The sequence below is a fragment of the Flavobacterium sp. XGLA_31 genome, from assembly GCF_051547105.1.
In the GTDB taxonomy this organism is placed as follows: Bacteria; Bacteroidota; Bacteroidia; order Flavobacteriales; family Flavobacteriaceae; genus Flavobacterium.
Genome location: NZ_JBPTTM010000001.1, coordinates 374,557 through 389,429, shown reverse-complemented (window position 1 = coordinate 389,429; position 14,873 = coordinate 374,557). Strand labels below are relative to the sequence as shown.

Below are 14,873 nucleotides of genomic sequence, written 5' to 3'. Positions count from 1 at the left end.
CCGGACTTTTATCTGTTTATAGTTTCTAAAATATCTTTTAACGTCGGAGTGACCAAATCCACGATCGGTTTTGGATACAATCCGAAGAATAATAAAAAGGCAATGATAACCCCAAGCGTTATCGCTTCATTTGCCGTTACATCGGCAAACGCTTTGGTATTGGTTTCGCCCAACATGGTGTTTTGGAACATTTTCAGCATGTAATAGGCTCCCAAAATAATGGTGGTTCCACCTAAAACCACGAACCAAATATTCACTTGGCTTAAACTGTACAATACTGTAAACTCTCCCACAAAGTTGAAGGTTCCCGGCAACGCTACAGAAGCTAAAACTAAAATCATGAATAAGGAACTGAACTTAGGGGTTTGAGAACGAATTCCTCCCATGTCAGCAATAGTGTGGGTTTCGTATCGTCTGTAAATGATTTCGGCAGCAAAGAACAAGCCTACAATTACAAAACCGTGTGCTATCATTTGGGAAACCGCACCGCTCAATCCGTCAAGGGTTAAGGTATAACAACCGGCTGCGATTAAGCCAACGTGTGCCAAAGACGAATAGGCCAATAATTTTTTCAAATCCTTTTGACGTAAGGCTACTATCGAACCATAAATCACTCCGGCAATACTCAATCCGATGAGTAGCGGCATGTAGGTTTTGGCAGCTGAAGGCGCAATAGGCAATTGCCAACGGATCACACTGTACAATCCCATTTTCAACATAATCCCAGATAGCAACATCGTTCCAACGGTTGGGGCTTTTTGGTACACTTTGGCCTGCCAGGTATGGAACGGGATAATCGGAATTTTGATTGCATAAGCCAGGAAGAAGGCAAAGAAAATATACCCTTGTTCCGTGGCCGAAAGATTTAGTTTGTATAAATCTTCCAAAAGGAAACTGTTGGCTTTGGAATACAGATAGGCAAAAGCAATCAACATGAACAGGGAACCTCCAAGGGTGTAAATAAAGAATTTCAACACCGCTTTTTTGCGTTCTTCCGCATCACCATTCCCCCAAATTAAAGCAATGAAGTAAATTGGAATCAAAGCCAATTCCCAGAAGATGTAGTATAACAAACCGTCAGCGGCTAAGAATGTTCCGGTCATGGCAAACGACATGAACAGGACTAAGGCGTAAAAGTTTTTACTGTTGTTGAATTGGTTGCCAAAGGACGACAAGATAATCAACGGAGTCAGAGCTGTAGTCAGCAATACCATCGCCATGGATAAGCCATCAGCCTTGAATGCCAAGGCAACTTTAGGCATATCAATCCATTGTGCCATAAAGCCGATATCTGTTCCTTGTGAGTAGGCAGAAAGTAAGGTTAAAGCCACGCCCAAGGCGCCTAAACTGAAAATTAAAGCGACTTTTGAAGCCAATTTATCTCCTGAAAAATAGGTGATGAGCGCACCAACCAACAGTAATAATAATATAGTAGTTACATCCATTATGTAAAAATTATTGAGCTATAAATAAATAAGTTACGATGACACACACGCCAATAACAAAAGCAAAAAGATACAAACCTGTATTTCCGTTTTGCAATTTTTTCCCTTGGGTTCCCAATCCGTTGGCCAGAGTTCCCAATCCGAAAAGCACACCGCCTAGAGCCGGTTCTAGAGTAGTTCGGAAGAAATTGGCCAAGCCGTTCAACGGTTTTACGATAAGGAATGTATAAAACTCATCCACATAGTATTTGTTGTAAATGGTTTTGTTGAAACCTGTAATTTCGGCATCATCTTTAGGGACAAAGGCTTGTTTGATGTATTTGGAATAGGCCCATGCAATACCAACTAAGGCTCCGGCCAAGGCTATTCCCATCAACATGTATTCGTTACTTCCTAAAGCATGCTCTTCGTGTTTTCCTGCTAAAATTGGTTCCAAGAAATGATTCAACCAAGTGCTGCCCGGCAAGTTAATGGCACCGCCTATCAGGGCTAAAATGGCTAAGATAATTAACGGAATGGTAATCAGGCTAGGACTTTCGTGCAAATGGTGTTTTTGTTCTTCAGTACCTCTGAACTCTTTAAAGAACGTTAAGTACATCAATCGGAACATGTAGAACGCTGTCATGATAGAAGCAATCGAAGCCACAACCCATAATACTTTGTTGTGCTCAAAAGCCACCATTAAGATTTCGTCTTTAGACCAAAACCCGGCAAACGGGAAGATTCCGGCGATGGCTAACGTAGAGATTAACATGGTCATGTAGGTAATTGGCATCGCTTTGCGCAAGCCACCCATTTTTCGCATATCCTGTTCTCCGTGTAGCCCGTGAATTACCGAACCCGAACCCAAGAACAAACAAGCCTTGAAGAACGCGTGCGTAATTACGTGAAATACGGCTACGTTGTAGGCTCCAAAACCTAAAGCCAAGAACATCAATCCCAATTGAGAAACGGTAGAGTACGCCAATACTTTTTTGATGTCGTTTTGTAAAAGCCCGATAGAAGCGGCTACTAAGGCTGTAGCTGCCCCAACTATGGCAATGATATTTTGTACTTCCGGAGTTAAATCAAACAGGAAGTTCATTCTTGTGATCATAAAGATACCGGCGGTTACCATCGTCGCCGCGTGGATTAAGGCTGAAACCGGAGTAGGTCCCGCCATCGCATCAGGCAACCAGGTGTACAACGGCAATTGTGCTGATTTTCCGGTAGCTCCGATAAACAAACACAAAGCAGCAACTCCTAACAAAGCAGTGTTGGCATTTCCGGCTGTAAGCGCAGCTTTGATTTCCATATAGTTCAAACTCGAGAACATTGAGCCAATGATGAAAATTCCAACCAAGAAGCCCAAATCCCCGATACGGTTCATGATGAATGCTTTTTTGGCCGCATCGTTATACTCTTGGTTTTTATACCAAAATCCGATTAACAAATACGAACAGAGTCCAACGCCTTCCCAGCCGATGAACATCACCAATAAATTGCTTCCTATCACCAAGGTAATCATGAAGAATACAAAGAGATTCAGGTAAGCAAAAAACTTGTGCATGTTCTCGTCATCATGCATGTAGCTGATGGAATATAAGTGAATTAGTGAACCGATACCGGTTACGAATAACAACCATAACAAAGACAATTGGTCCAATAAAATACCAAAGTCTAATTTGAAATTATGAACCGAAATCCAGTCGAATAAAGAAAGCTCAATGGCTTTCCCGTTTTGGTTCAATTGGGCAAAAAAGCAAATGCTTAATAAAAACGAAACGATTACCGTCAATGTTCCGATAGCACCGGCTACATTGCGGGATACTTTTTTCCCAAGGAAAATATTGAAAAGAAATCCAACAAATGGAGATAAGAGTAGTAGTAAAGCTAAATTTGTTTCCATCCTTGATTATCCTTTTAAATTCTTTAAATTATCAATATCAATTGAACCTAAGTTTCGGTAAACGGAAACTAATATGGCCAATCCTACCGCTACTTCTGCCGCGGCTACCGCCATCGAGAAGAATACGAAAACCTGTCCTTCGGCATCCTGATGGTAGGTGGAGAACGCTACAAATAATAAGTTTACGGCATTCAACATAATTTCAATCGACATGAATACGATGATGGCATTTCTTCTGTACAATACACCAAAAACCCCGATACAGAACAACAGTACCGAAAGGAAAATGTAGTTTTCTATGCCTATTTGATTTAAAATATTGTTCATCTTATTTTCCTGTTTTTTCTTTTTTAGACAATAAAACCACACCAATCATCGCTACTAACAGTAGTACAGAAGCGAATTCAAATGGTACCATGTACTCGTTCAGCAATACTTTTCCAAGCATTTTAATCGATTGGAAATCTTCGCCCGTAGTTGGGTATTCTCCCTCAATCGGTTTGGAGTTGATAAAGATGGTAGTCAATACCACACTGGCAATTACAAAAACCACCAACGCTCCAAGACGCGTAATTCTCGGTTTGTGTACTTCGTCTTCTTTATTCAAGTTCATCAACATGATGGTAAAGAGGAAGAGTACCATAATGGCTCCCGAGTATACGATGATATGAACAATTGCTAGGAATTGGGCATTGAACAATAAATAGTGGCCGGCAATCGAGAAAAAGCAAATCACTAAGTAAATAGCACTGTGAATCGGGTTTTTACTGTAAATGGTCAAAAACGCCGAAGCCAACGTAATGGCCGATAAAAAGTAGAAGGTAATTAATATAGGCGACATTAGTTAGCGTTTTTAAGTTGAGTATTTTTCATAGCCATTTCTAAAGGCATCACCAATTTATCTTTTCCGAAAATGAAATCTTCACGGTCGTATTGCGCCGGAACCAATTCTTTGGAAATCGTTAGGTAAATGGCGTCTTTCGGACAAGCTTCTTCACATAAACCACAGAAGATACAACGCAACATGTTGATCTCATAGATTTCGGCATATTTTTCTTCACGATACAAATGCTCTTCGCCTTTTTTACGCTCGGCAGCCTTCATTGTGATGGCTTCCGCCGGACAAGACAACGCACACAACCCGCAAGCGGTGCAGTTCTCACGGCCTTGCTCGTCGCGTTTCAACATGTGACGGCCACGGTACACCGGACTAAAAGCCCGTACTTGTTCCGGATAATGAATGGTCGCTTTTTTTCTGAAAAAGTGTTTGATAGTAATCATCAATCCTTTGATGATAGCTACCAAATATAATCGTTCCAGAAAGGTCATTTCCTTGTTGGAAACCTGTTTCTTTCTGCCCGAAAGGGATATATTTTGTACTGCTGTTGACATAATTGCGATATCTTATTTAAAAGCTAAAATGCAAATTCCTGTTATTATAATATTGACAATCGAAAGCGGAATTAAAATCTTCCACCCCAGGTTCATCAATTGATCGTATCGGAAACGCGGTATGGTCCAACGCACCCACATGTAGAAGAAAATGAATCCACATATTTTGATGAATAAAGCGGCAATTCCCACTAAGTTTGCGGCATTAACCCCCACGTGTTCTGTCATCCATTGCATGCCCGGATAGTTGTATCCGCCAAAATAAAGGATAGACAAAATCGCCGAAGAGATAAACATATTGGCATATTCAGCAAACAAATAGAATCCCATTTTCATCGATGAATACTCTGTATGGTATCCTCCAATCAACTCTGACTCACATTCGGCCAAGTCAAACGGGGTTCTGTTGGTTTCAGCAAAAGCACAAATTAGGAAGATTAGGAATCCTACCGGTTGGTAAAATACATTCCAGTTCATACCTTGTTGCTGTAACGATACTTCTTTCAGACTCAAGGTTCCGGTCATCATCACTAAAGCGATAATGGACAATCCCATCGCTACTTCATACGAAACCATTTGTGAAGCGGCACGAACCGCTCCCATTAAGGAAAACTTGTTGTTAGAAGCCCAGCCTCCAATCATGATGCCGTAAACCCCAACGGATACTACACCGAAGATATACAATAACGAAACGTCAATATCGGTAGCTTGTAAAACAACTGTTCTTCCGAAAATTTCTAATTTATCGCCCCACGGAATCACCGCACTAGTCATCAGAGCTGTGCTCATGGCAATGGCCGGTCCTACAAAAAATAAGAATCGGTTTGGTGTATTCGGTTCAAATTCTTCTTTGGCAAATAATTTCATTCCATCAGCCAAGGGTTGCAACAATCCACCCCATCCGGCTCTGTTTGGTCCTACACGGTCTTGCAAAAATGCAGCTACTTTACGTTCGGCCCAGGTAGAGTACATGGCCATGACCATGGTTATGGCAAATACCACTACGATTAAAACACTTTTTTCTATAATAAAGGCACTATCCATTGTTTTTTGAATTTACTGGGTTACCATCTATTTTTTCGTTGTAATCAATCTCCGCCATACTGATTTTTTTACGGTCAATATCTCTTCCTTGCAGGATTCCTTTTTCGGTTTCAATGACCACTTTCTCGGTTTTGCCGAAATGTTTGTTTTGATTGATTACCGAATCTTTCTCGAATTGACGTGGTCCTTCGATTACCCAGTCTGCTATGTCTTTTTTGTCAAAACGACACGTATTGCAGATGAAATCTTCCACTTCGTGGTACTCATCTTTTCGAGCGGTTACTCTTTGAATTTCGTTACCAAACATCCATAAGGTTACCTTCCCGCAACAACCCGGCGTAGTACATTCTCTGTGTGCATTGAACGGTTTGTTAAACCAAACTCTCGATTTGAATCGGAACGTCTTATCCGTCAAAGCGCCTACCGGACACACATCAATCATATTTCCGGAGAATTCGTTATCGATAGCAGCCGAAACGCAAGTTGAAATTTGTGAGTGGTCTCCACGATTTAAAACCCCATGAACACGTTTGTCGGTCAATTGGTCGGCTACTTCCACACAACGTTGACAAACGATGCAACGGTTCATGTGTAATTGAATTTTATCGCCGATATCTTCCGGTTCAAACGTTCTTTTTTCTTCTATAAAACGTTGTTGTAGTTTTCCGTGTTCGAAGCTCAGGTTCTGCAAATCACATTCTCCTGCTTGATCACACACCGGACAATCAAGTGGATGATTAATCAAAAGGAATTCGGTTACAGCTTTGCGTGCTTCGGCTACTCGGTCGGAACCTTTGCTCGCTACTTCCATCCCGTCCTGACAGCCCGTTACGCAAGAGGCTACCAATTTAGGCATCGGACGCGGATCGGCTTCACTTCCTTTGGTCACATCGACCAAACAACAACGGCATTTTCCGCCGGTCCCTTTTAATTTGGAATAATAACACATGGCTGGTGGCACCGATTCGCCTCCAATCATACGAGCTGCCTGCAGGATGGTGGTCCCCGGAGCTACTTCAATTTCTTGACCGTCTATGGTTACTTTCATGGTAATGAAATTCTAGTCTTTATATTTCTTGTTTGGCCACTAAATGCTTCACTTTTTCAAAAGGTTCAGCTACAAAGTGATCTCTGTTTTTAATTTTTTCAGGGAAACGAATATGGTATTCAAACTCATCTCTAAAGTGACGAATGGCTGCAGCCACCGGCCATGAAGCCGCGTCTCCCAAAGGACAAATCGTGTTTCCTTCTATTTTGGATTGGATGCTCCACAACAATTCGATGTCTTCTTCGCGTCCTTGTCCGTTTTCGATTCGCCATAATACTTTTTCCAACCAACCAGTTCCTTCACGGCATGGGGTACATTGTCCGCATGATTCATGGTGGTAGAAACGAGAGAAATTCCAAGTGTTACGAACGATACAAGCGCGGTCGTCATAAACGATAAATCCACCGGAACCTAACATCGAACCGGTAGCAAAACCACCATCGGATAAACTTTCGTAAGTCATCAAACGGTCTTCGCCGGCTGCGGTTTTGTAAATTAAATGCGCCGGAAGGATTGGCACCGAAGAACCTCCGGGCACTAAAGCCTTTAAAGGTCGGTCAGTTTGCATTCCGCCACAATATTCGTCGGAGTTCATGAATTCGTACACGGATAACCCTAATTCGATTTCATAAACACCTTGGTTTTTGATATTTCCGGAAGCCGAAATTAATTTGGTTCCGGTAGAACGCCCAATTCCGATTCCGGCATAATCCGCACCCGAATTGTTGATAATCCATGGCACAGCCGAAATGGTTTCTACGTTGTTCACCACGGTTGGATTTTGCCATAAACCTTTTACAGCCGGGAATGGCGGTTTCAAACGAGGATTTCCTCGATTACCTTCCAAACTCTCGATTAAAGCTGTTTCTTCTCCGCAAATGTAAGCTCCACCTCCAATTTGAACGAATAATTCCAAATCGTAGCCTGAGCCTAAGATATTTTTACCCAACCAACCGGCGGCTTTCGCTTCGGCGATGGCTCTTTCTAAAATTTTGTACACCCACATGTATTCTCCGCGAATGTAGATGTAGGATAGGTTAGCCCCTAAAGCGTAGCTCGACGTAATCATTCCTTCAATCAAAAGATGCGGAATGTATTCCATTAAGTAACGGTCTTTAAAAGTACCCGGTTCTGATTCATCGGCGTTGCACACCAGGTGTCTTGGGTTGCCCGATTTTTTATCGATAAAACTCCATTTCATTCCGGCAGGGAAACCTGCACCGCCACGACCTCGTAATCCTGAAGTTTTTACTTCTTCAACTACTTCATCCGGAGTCATTTTTTTAAGGGCTTTTTCTACTGAAGCATAACCACCTTCTCGGCGATATACTTCATAGGTTTTAATACCCGGAACGTTGATTTTGTCTAATAATATTTTTCTTCCCATGATATTATTTATCGTGTAAAGTGATTTTTCCGTCTTTGCAATCCTGAATCAACTGGTCTACTTTTTCTTTGGTTAAATGTTCTTGGTAGAAATCGCCCAACTGCATCATGGGTGCGTATCCGCAAGCGCCTAAACATTCTACACCGCGTACTTCAAACATCCCGTCAGCGGTTGGTTCGCCAATACCTACACCCAATTTTTCACAAGTGTAATCCATCAAATCTTCTACGCCGTTTTGACAACAGGCAGCGGTTTGACAGAATTCGAACATGTATTTCCCAATCGGTCGTTGGTTGAACATGGTATAAAAAGTAACTACTTCGTATACTTCAATAGGTAATATTTCTAAAATCTCGGCTACTTTGTTTTGCAATTCAATGCTCAACCAGTTGTCGTGAGCATCCTGAACTTCATGCAAAACAGGCAATAATGCAGATTTCTTTTTATCGGCAGGATAATGACTGATTAATTCATTGATGCGAGCCATCAACGGTTCAGTAATATTTATCTCTTGTTTGATGTGTGATCTTTCCATAATTCTTAAGCGTCTAATTCGCCCGCAATTACATTTAAACTTGATAAAATAACGATAGCATCAGAAAGCATGCCGCCTTTAATCATTTCAGTGTAGGCTTGGTAATAGATATAACAAGGTCTTCTGAATTTTAATCGATACGGAGTGCGGCTTCCGTCGGTAATTAAATAGAATCCTAATTCCCCGTTTCCGCCTTCTACTGCATGATAAATTTCATCTACCGGCACAGGTACTTCTCCCATCACAATCTTGAAGTGATAGATTAAGCTTTCCATGTTGGTATACACATCTTCTTTCGGAGGCAAATAATAATCGGGTACATCCGCGTGGATAGGGCCTTCCGGCATTTTGGCCAAGGCTTGTCTGATGATGCTCAAACTTTCCCACACTTCCGCATTACGTACACAAAAACGATCGTACGTATCGCCTGATTTACCCACCGGTACATCAAATTCAAAGTCTTCATAAGAAGAATACGGAGCGGCTTTACGCACGTCATAGTCAATTCCGGCAGCTCTTAAATTGGGACCTGTTAATCCGTATTGCATGGCGCTTTCAGCTGTAATTGGACCCACATTAACGGTTCTGTCAATGAAGATTCGGTTTCTTTCAAAAAGGTTTTCAAATTCTTTCCAGGCAACCGGAAATTCTTCCAAGAAAGTGTTTAGTAATTCAAATGCTTTGGGAGACCATTCTCTTTCAAATCCTCCGATTCGACCCATATTGGTAGTCAAACGGGCACCACAAATTTCTTCGTAAATCTCGTATACTTTTTCTCTGAATTGAAACACATAGAGGAATCCGGTATAGGCTCCGGTGTCAACCCCTAAAATGGAATTACAAATCAAGTGGTCTGTAATTCGAGCCAATTCCATCACGATAACTCTTAAATATTGTGCGCGTTTCGGCACTTCAATGTTCAACAATTTTTCTACTGTCATCCACCAGGCCATGTTATTGATAGGCGATGAGCAGTAATTCATACGGTCGGTCAAGACATTAATTTGATAAAACGGACGGTTTTCGGCAATTTTCTCAAAGGCACGGTGAATGTAACCTACGGTTGGTTCCGCATCCAAAATGCGTTCCCCATCCATCAATAAAATATTTTGGAAAATTCCGTGAGTAGCCGGGTGTGTTGGACCCAAGTTCAATATAGAAAGTTCGCTTCCGTCTTCGTTGCGTGTTTGTTCTATGATTTTAGCATAACGATGCTCTGGTGGTAATAATAAATCTGACATTGAGAATGTTGAATTATTTATTAATTATTGACCGGTGTTCTTCCGAAGAAACGGTCGTCTTTATCGGTTCTTCCGCTGTCTTCCATCGGGAATTCCTTGCGCATTGGATGGGATACCATCTCGTCCATGTTTAAAATGCGTTTTAATTGCGGATGTCCTTTGAAATCAATTCCGAAGAAATCCCATGCTTCCCTTTCCATCCAATTGGCACACAGAAATAAATCGGTTACGGTTTCCACTGCTGCCGGATCGGGTAAAAAAGTTTTTACGCGAATCCTGACATTTTCAATCCAATTGTGCAATTGATACACCACAGCAAACTGGTGGTTTTCGTCATTATCCGGGAAGTGAATTCCGGTCAAATCAGTTAAAAAATGGAAGTTTAAGCTTTCGTCTTCTTTCAGCGTTTGAATAACTTCATGTATCGTTGAAGAAGTAGCTTCCAAAGAAAAAATATCCCGTTTCATTTTGAAATTAAGGACATTATTGCCAAACTTTTGCGACAATTTTTCTTGTATGAATGTCGTTTCTAAAGCCATATTATAGGTTATAAGAAGCTAATAATTCTTTGTATTCGGGTGAATTTCTGCGGCGAACCGATTCATTTTTCACCAATTCCTGCAATTGCATTACGCCTTGCACAATTTGCTCCGGTCTTGGAGGGCAACCCGGTACGTAAACGTCAACCGGAATTACTTTATCAATACCTTGCAAAACAGAATACGTGTCAAACACGCCACCTGAAGAGGCACAAGCTCCCACGGCAATTACCCAGCGGGGCTCTGACATTTGTTCGTATACCTGACGTAAAATTGGTGCCATTTTTTTGGAAATGGTTCCCATCACCATCAGCATGTCGGCCTGACGGGGAGAAAAGCTCACGCGTTCTGAACCGAAACGTGCTAAATCATAGTGTGAGGCCATTGTAGCCATGAATTCAATACCACAGCAGGATGTTGCAAAAGGCAATGGCCAAAGAGAATTGGCACGGGCCAATCCAACAACATCATTTAACTTGGTGGCGAAGAATCCTTCACCTACCACTCCTTCCGGCGGAGCTACCATATTTAGTTTTGTAGTACTCATAACAGTTTTGTTTTTATTCCCACTCCAAGGCTTTCTTTTTGATAATATAGAAGAAACCTACTAAAAGCAAAAGCATAAAAATGACCATTTTTATCATTCCGACTTCACCTAACTCTTTGAAATTAATGGCCCAAGGGTAAAGAAAAATCACTTCCACATCAAAAAGTACGAAGAGAATGGCTACTAAGAAGTATTTTACCGAAAAAGGGATTCTTGCGTTACCCACGGATTCGATCCCACATTCGAAGTTTTTGTCTTTGTTTTTGGAGTGTCTCTTTGGTCCCAAAAAGCTTGAGCCAAGAATGGTTAATGCCACAAATCCTACAGCTAAACCTGCCTGCATCAGGATAGGTAAATAATCTAATTGATTGGACTGCATACAGCTTAATTTTAGAAGTAATAAAAAATAGCCACAAATATACATCGCATTATTTAATTCACAAAAATCAAAGACCAAACGTTTGTATTTGTTAGGATAAAGTTAGTTATTTAAAATGATTATAAATAGAAAAAAATAAAATAAAAAAACGCCCCGACTAATCGAGGCGTTAACCATTTAGGTAATCAAAAAATAATATATATTAGTCTTCGATAGCTACTACTTGAGCGGCTACTTTACCTTTTCTTCCTTCTTCTTCTTCGTAGGATACTTTGTCACCTTCGCTTAAGCTTTCTGCTTTAATTCCGGTGGCGTGTACGAAAATGTCTTTTCCAGTTTCGTCATCAGTGATGAAACCGTAACCTTTAGACTCGTTGAAAAATTTAACTGTACCTGTGCGCATTGTGTTGAAATAAAAAATATTAATAATGTTCAAAGATATATTTTATTGTGACATAACAAGCAATCTGATGTTAAAAAATTACAAAAAAATTACAAATTAAGCTTAACCTCTAAAAACTTGACAAAGAAACGGTTGAAATATTTTGAATTATTGAATAAAAAAAGCAATTGTTTTTAAATATTTAAACAATTGCTTCTTAAAATTATGTGAATTTGATAGTATTTAGCTCAAATTCAATTTTATATGTAATTCATTCAATTGACTGTCATCAATTACTGATGGAGCGTCAATCATGACGTCACGGCCTGAATTATTTTTCGGGAAAGCGATAAAATCACGAATGGTTTCCTGTCCTCCTAAAATAGCAACCAATCGATCCAAACCAAAAGCTAAGCCTCCGTGAGGTGGAGCGCCAAATAGGAAGGCATCCATAAGGAAACCGAATTGGTTACGGGCTTCTTCTTCAGTAAAACCAAGATATTTGAACATCAATTGTTGCGTGTTTTTATCGTGAATACGAATAGACCCACCGCCGATTTCATTGCCGTTCAACACCATGTCATAAGCGTTGGCGCGTACTTTTTCGGGGTTAGTTGCCAATAACTCCATATCTTCCGGTTTTGGAGAGGTAAACGGATGGTGCATAGCGTGCCATCTTCCGCTTTCTTCATCCAATTCCAGTAATGGGAAATCCACCACCCATAACGGAGCAAATTCGTCCGGATTACGCAATCCTAGTCTGGTGGCTAATTCCATTCGAAGGGCGGATAGCTGCGTTCTGGTCTTGTCTGCAGGACCCGAAAGCACAAAAATCATATCGCCGGCTTTAGCCCCGGTAACTTTGGCCCAATTGGCTAAATCTTCCTGATCATAAAATTTATCTACGGATGACTTGTAAGTGCCGTCTTCTTCACATTTTACATAAACCATCCCTGACGCACCTATTTGAGGACGTTTTACCCAATCAATTAAAGCATCAATTTCCTTACGGGTATAAGAAGCACATCCCGGAGCAGCTATGGCTACAACCAATTCAGCGGAATTAAAAACACCGAAATCTTTGTGCTGTGCTACAGTATTTAATTCGCCGAATTCCATTCCGAAACGGATGTCCGGTTTGTCATTTCCATACGTTTTCATGGCGTAGTCGTAGGTTATTCTCGGGAATTTATCAACCTCAATGCCTTTGATTTCTTTTAAAAGATGACGGGTCAATCCTTCAAAAACATTTAAAATATCTTCCTGTTCCACAAATGCCATTTCACAATCAATCTGGGTGAATTCCGGTTGTCTGTCGGCACGTAAATCTTCGTCTCGGAAACATTTTACAATTTGAAAATATTTGTCCATGCCGCCCACCATTAACAACTGTTTGAAGGTCTGTGGCGATTGTGGCAATGCATAAAACTGTCCTTCGTTCATGCGGCTCGGCACCACAAAATCACGGGCTCCTTCCGGAGTAGATTTAATCAAATAAGGGGTTTCTACTTCGCAAAAATCCAAATCGGATAAATACTTACGTACTTCCATAGCCACTTTATGACGGAATAGCAACGAGTTTTTCACCGGATTTCTGCGTATGTCTAAATAACGGTATTTCATACGGATGTCTTCACCACCATCAGTTTCATCTTCAATGGTGAAAGGTGGGGTAATAGCCGCATTTAATATATTTAATTCTGAAACTAAAATTTCAATTTCGCCTGTTGGGATGTTTTTGTTTTTAGCTTCACGTTCAATAACTGTTCCTTTAACCTGAATAACAAACTCTCGGCCAAGGGTTTTAGCCAACTCAAAGACAGCTTTATCCGTACGGCTTTCGTCAAAAATTAATTGGGTAATTCCGTAACGGTCACGTAAATCCACCCAATTCATAAACCCTTTATCTCTTGATTTTTGAACCCAACCGGCTAACGTAACTTCTTTATCGATGTGTGAAGCGTTTAACTCTCCACAATTATGACTTCTGTACATTCTTGTCTAAATTTTAGGGTGCAAAAATACTATTTTGTTTCAAGTTATTCTAAGAGAATAGCTTGTATTTTGATTTAAATTTTAGACTGTAAATCATGTTTCAATGTTAAGTTTTTAGTCAATGTTATGAAATTGTTAAGTTAAAGTTTTTTTAATGTAAAACAATGTGTATATTTGTTATGATAATGTAAATGATAAAAACCTACTACCATGAAAAAGATATTGATTTTAGGAGCATTTTTAATCTCGGGATTTACTTTTGCTCAAACTGCTAAACCTGTTTTAGAACGAGAAGGAGAATTGGTGAAGGCGACGTATTACTATGATAATGGTCAGATTCAGCAACAGGGCTATTTTAAAGACGGTAAACTCACCGGACAGTGGGTGGCTTTTGATCAAAATGGAAATAAAAAATCTATCGGAGAATATAAAAACGGCGAAAAAACCGGAAAATGGTTTTTTTGGGATAACAAATCACTGAGTGAAGTAGATTACGCAGACAGTAGAGTGGATGCTGTAAAAACATGGAAAGAAGACGCTTTGGTGAACAGAAATTAAAAGTAGAAAGTTAATTATAGTTAAAAGAAAAAAAGGAACTCAATTTGAGTTCCTTTTTTGTTTTTGATTCGTTGTGATAATTAACAAAATTCAGCGTAAGCATCTTTTAAATTTTCAGCAATCATTTCAGCCGGACGACCTTCAATGTGGTGGCGTTCTAACATGTGAACCAATTCGCCGTTTTTGAACAAGGCCATGCTTGGAGATGAAGGAGGGAAAGGAAACATGTGCTGACGGGTAGCATCAACAGCCTCTTTATCAACTCCGGCAAAAACCGTTACCAAATGGTCCGGTTTCTTAGCTCCGTCTAAACTCATTCTCGCGCCCGGGCGTGCATTGCGTGCGGCACAACCACAAACCGAATTAATCACGACTAAAGTGGTTCCTTCTGATTTGAGTGCATTTTCAACCTCGGCGGCAGTATATAATTCCTGAAAACCAACTTCGGCCAATTCGGCGCGCATTGGTAATACCATTTCTTCTGGATACATAA

At 40.6% G+C, this 14,873-nt stretch carries 17 protein-coding genes; 1 reads left to right on the top strand and 16 read right to left on the bottom strand.

The genetic code is table 11. The features are described 5' to 3' along the window. Positions 1-8: 8 nt before the first annotated feature. From ACSVH6_RS01630 to aspS, 15 genes are all read right to left on the bottom strand, one after another. Positions 9-1,445: a complex I subunit 4 family protein gene (locus ACSVH6_RS01630; RefSeq protein ID WP_438074892.1), complete on the bottom strand. Its 1,437-nt coding sequence runs from the start codon at positions 1,443-1,445 to the stop codon at positions 9-11. 10 nt (positions 1,446-1,455) lie between these two features. Next, positions 1,456-3,333, bottom strand: coding sequence for an NADH-quinone oxidoreductase subunit L (gene nuoL, locus ACSVH6_RS01625; RefSeq protein WP_438074890.1), 1,878 nt, complete (start codon positions 3,331-3,333; stop codon positions 1,456-1,458). 6 nt (positions 3,334-3,339) lie between these two features. Continuing rightward, entirely contained in the window at positions 3,340-3,660 is a 321-nt protein-coding gene (nuoK, locus tag ACSVH6_RS01620; RefSeq protein WP_162126706.1) for an NADH-quinone oxidoreductase subunit NuoK, read from the bottom strand. Between the two features lies 1 nt (position 3,661). Then, positions 3,662-4,174 carry an NADH-quinone oxidoreductase subunit J family protein gene (locus ACSVH6_RS01615; protein WP_438074887.1) on the bottom strand — a complete coding sequence of 171 codons (513 nt, stop codon included), beginning with the start codon at positions 4,172-4,174 and terminating at the stop codon, positions 3,662-3,664. Then, positions 4,174-4,725 carry a NuoI/complex I 23 kDa subunit family protein gene (locus tag ACSVH6_RS01610; protein ID WP_438074885.1) on the bottom strand — a complete coding sequence of 184 codons (552 nt, stop codon included), beginning with the start codon at positions 4,723-4,725 and terminating at the stop codon, positions 4,174-4,176. The genes ACSVH6_RS01615 and ACSVH6_RS01610 overlap by 1 nt, the downstream gene beginning before the upstream one ends. Positions 4,726-4,737: 12 nt before the next feature. Continuing rightward, positions 4,738-5,769: an NADH-quinone oxidoreductase subunit NuoH gene (gene nuoH, locus ACSVH6_RS01605; protein WP_438074883.1), complete on the bottom strand. Its 1,032-nt coding sequence runs from the start codon at positions 5,767-5,769 to the stop codon at positions 4,738-4,740. Next, positions 5,762-6,817, bottom strand: a complete 1,056-nt coding sequence (locus ACSVH6_RS01600; RefSeq protein WP_438074881.1) for a 2Fe-2S iron-sulfur cluster-binding protein — start codon at positions 6,815-6,817, stop codon at positions 5,762-5,764. The genes nuoH and ACSVH6_RS01600 overlap by 8 nt, the downstream gene beginning before the upstream one ends. A gap of 19 nt (positions 6,818-6,836) precedes the next feature. Continuing rightward, positions 6,837-8,204 (bottom strand): NADH-quinone oxidoreductase subunit NuoF, encoded by a 1,368-nt coding sequence (gene nuoF, locus ACSVH6_RS01595; protein ID WP_438074880.1) that lies wholly within the window; start codon positions 8,202-8,204, stop codon positions 6,837-6,839. 4 nt (positions 8,205-8,208) lie between these two features. Then, complete coding sequence (locus ACSVH6_RS01590) at positions 8,209-8,739, bottom strand: complex I 24 kDa subunit family protein (RefSeq protein WP_294775320.1); 531 nt, start codon at positions 8,737-8,739, stop codon at positions 8,209-8,211. 5 nt (positions 8,740-8,744) lie between these two features. Further along, positions 8,745-9,980, bottom strand: coding sequence for an NADH-quinone oxidoreductase subunit D (locus ACSVH6_RS01585; RefSeq protein WP_438074878.1), 1,236 nt, complete (start codon positions 9,978-9,980; stop codon positions 8,745-8,747). Between the two features lie 20 nt (positions 9,981-10,000). Then, positions 10,001-10,519 (bottom strand): NADH-quinone oxidoreductase subunit C, encoded by a 519-nt coding sequence (locus tag ACSVH6_RS01580; protein WP_438074876.1) that lies wholly within the window; start codon positions 10,517-10,519, stop codon positions 10,001-10,003. A gap of 1 nt (position 10,520) precedes the next feature. Then, entirely contained in the window at positions 10,521-11,066 is a 546-nt protein-coding gene (locus tag ACSVH6_RS01575) for an NADH-quinone oxidoreductase subunit B (protein WP_438074874.1), read from the bottom strand. A 13-nt stretch (positions 11,067-11,079) separates the two neighbouring features. Continuing rightward, positions 11,080-11,445 (bottom strand): NADH-quinone oxidoreductase subunit A, encoded by a 366-nt coding sequence (locus ACSVH6_RS01570; RefSeq protein WP_438074872.1) that lies wholly within the window; start codon positions 11,443-11,445, stop codon positions 11,080-11,082. A 202-nt stretch (positions 11,446-11,647) separates the two neighbouring features. Then, positions 11,648-11,848 carry a cold-shock protein gene (locus ACSVH6_RS01565; protein ID WP_438075761.1) on the bottom strand — a complete coding sequence of 67 codons (201 nt, stop codon included), beginning with the start codon at positions 11,846-11,848 and terminating at the stop codon, positions 11,648-11,650. 222 nt (positions 11,849-12,070) lie between these two features. Next, positions 12,071-13,822 (bottom strand): aspartate--tRNA ligase, encoded by a 1,752-nt coding sequence (aspS, locus tag ACSVH6_RS01560; RefSeq protein ID WP_438074870.1) that lies wholly within the window; start codon positions 13,820-13,822, stop codon positions 12,071-12,073. Between the two features lie 210 nt (positions 13,823-14,032). Here aspS and ACSVH6_RS01555 point away from each other — a divergent pair, with 210 nt between their 5' ends. After that, positions 14,033-14,380: a toxin-antitoxin system YwqK family antitoxin gene (locus ACSVH6_RS01555; protein WP_438074869.1), complete on the top strand. Its 348-nt coding sequence runs from the start codon at positions 14,033-14,035 to the stop codon at positions 14,378-14,380. Positions 14,381-14,460: 80 nt separating this feature from the next. Here ACSVH6_RS01555 and ACSVH6_RS01550 read toward each other — a convergent pair whose 3' ends face one another. Next, a complete protein-coding gene (locus ACSVH6_RS01550; RefSeq protein ID WP_438074867.1) occupies positions 14,461-14,871 on the bottom strand; it encodes a BrxA/BrxB family bacilliredoxin in 411 nt (136 codons plus the stop codon). Positions 14,872-14,873: the final 2 nt, after the last annotated feature.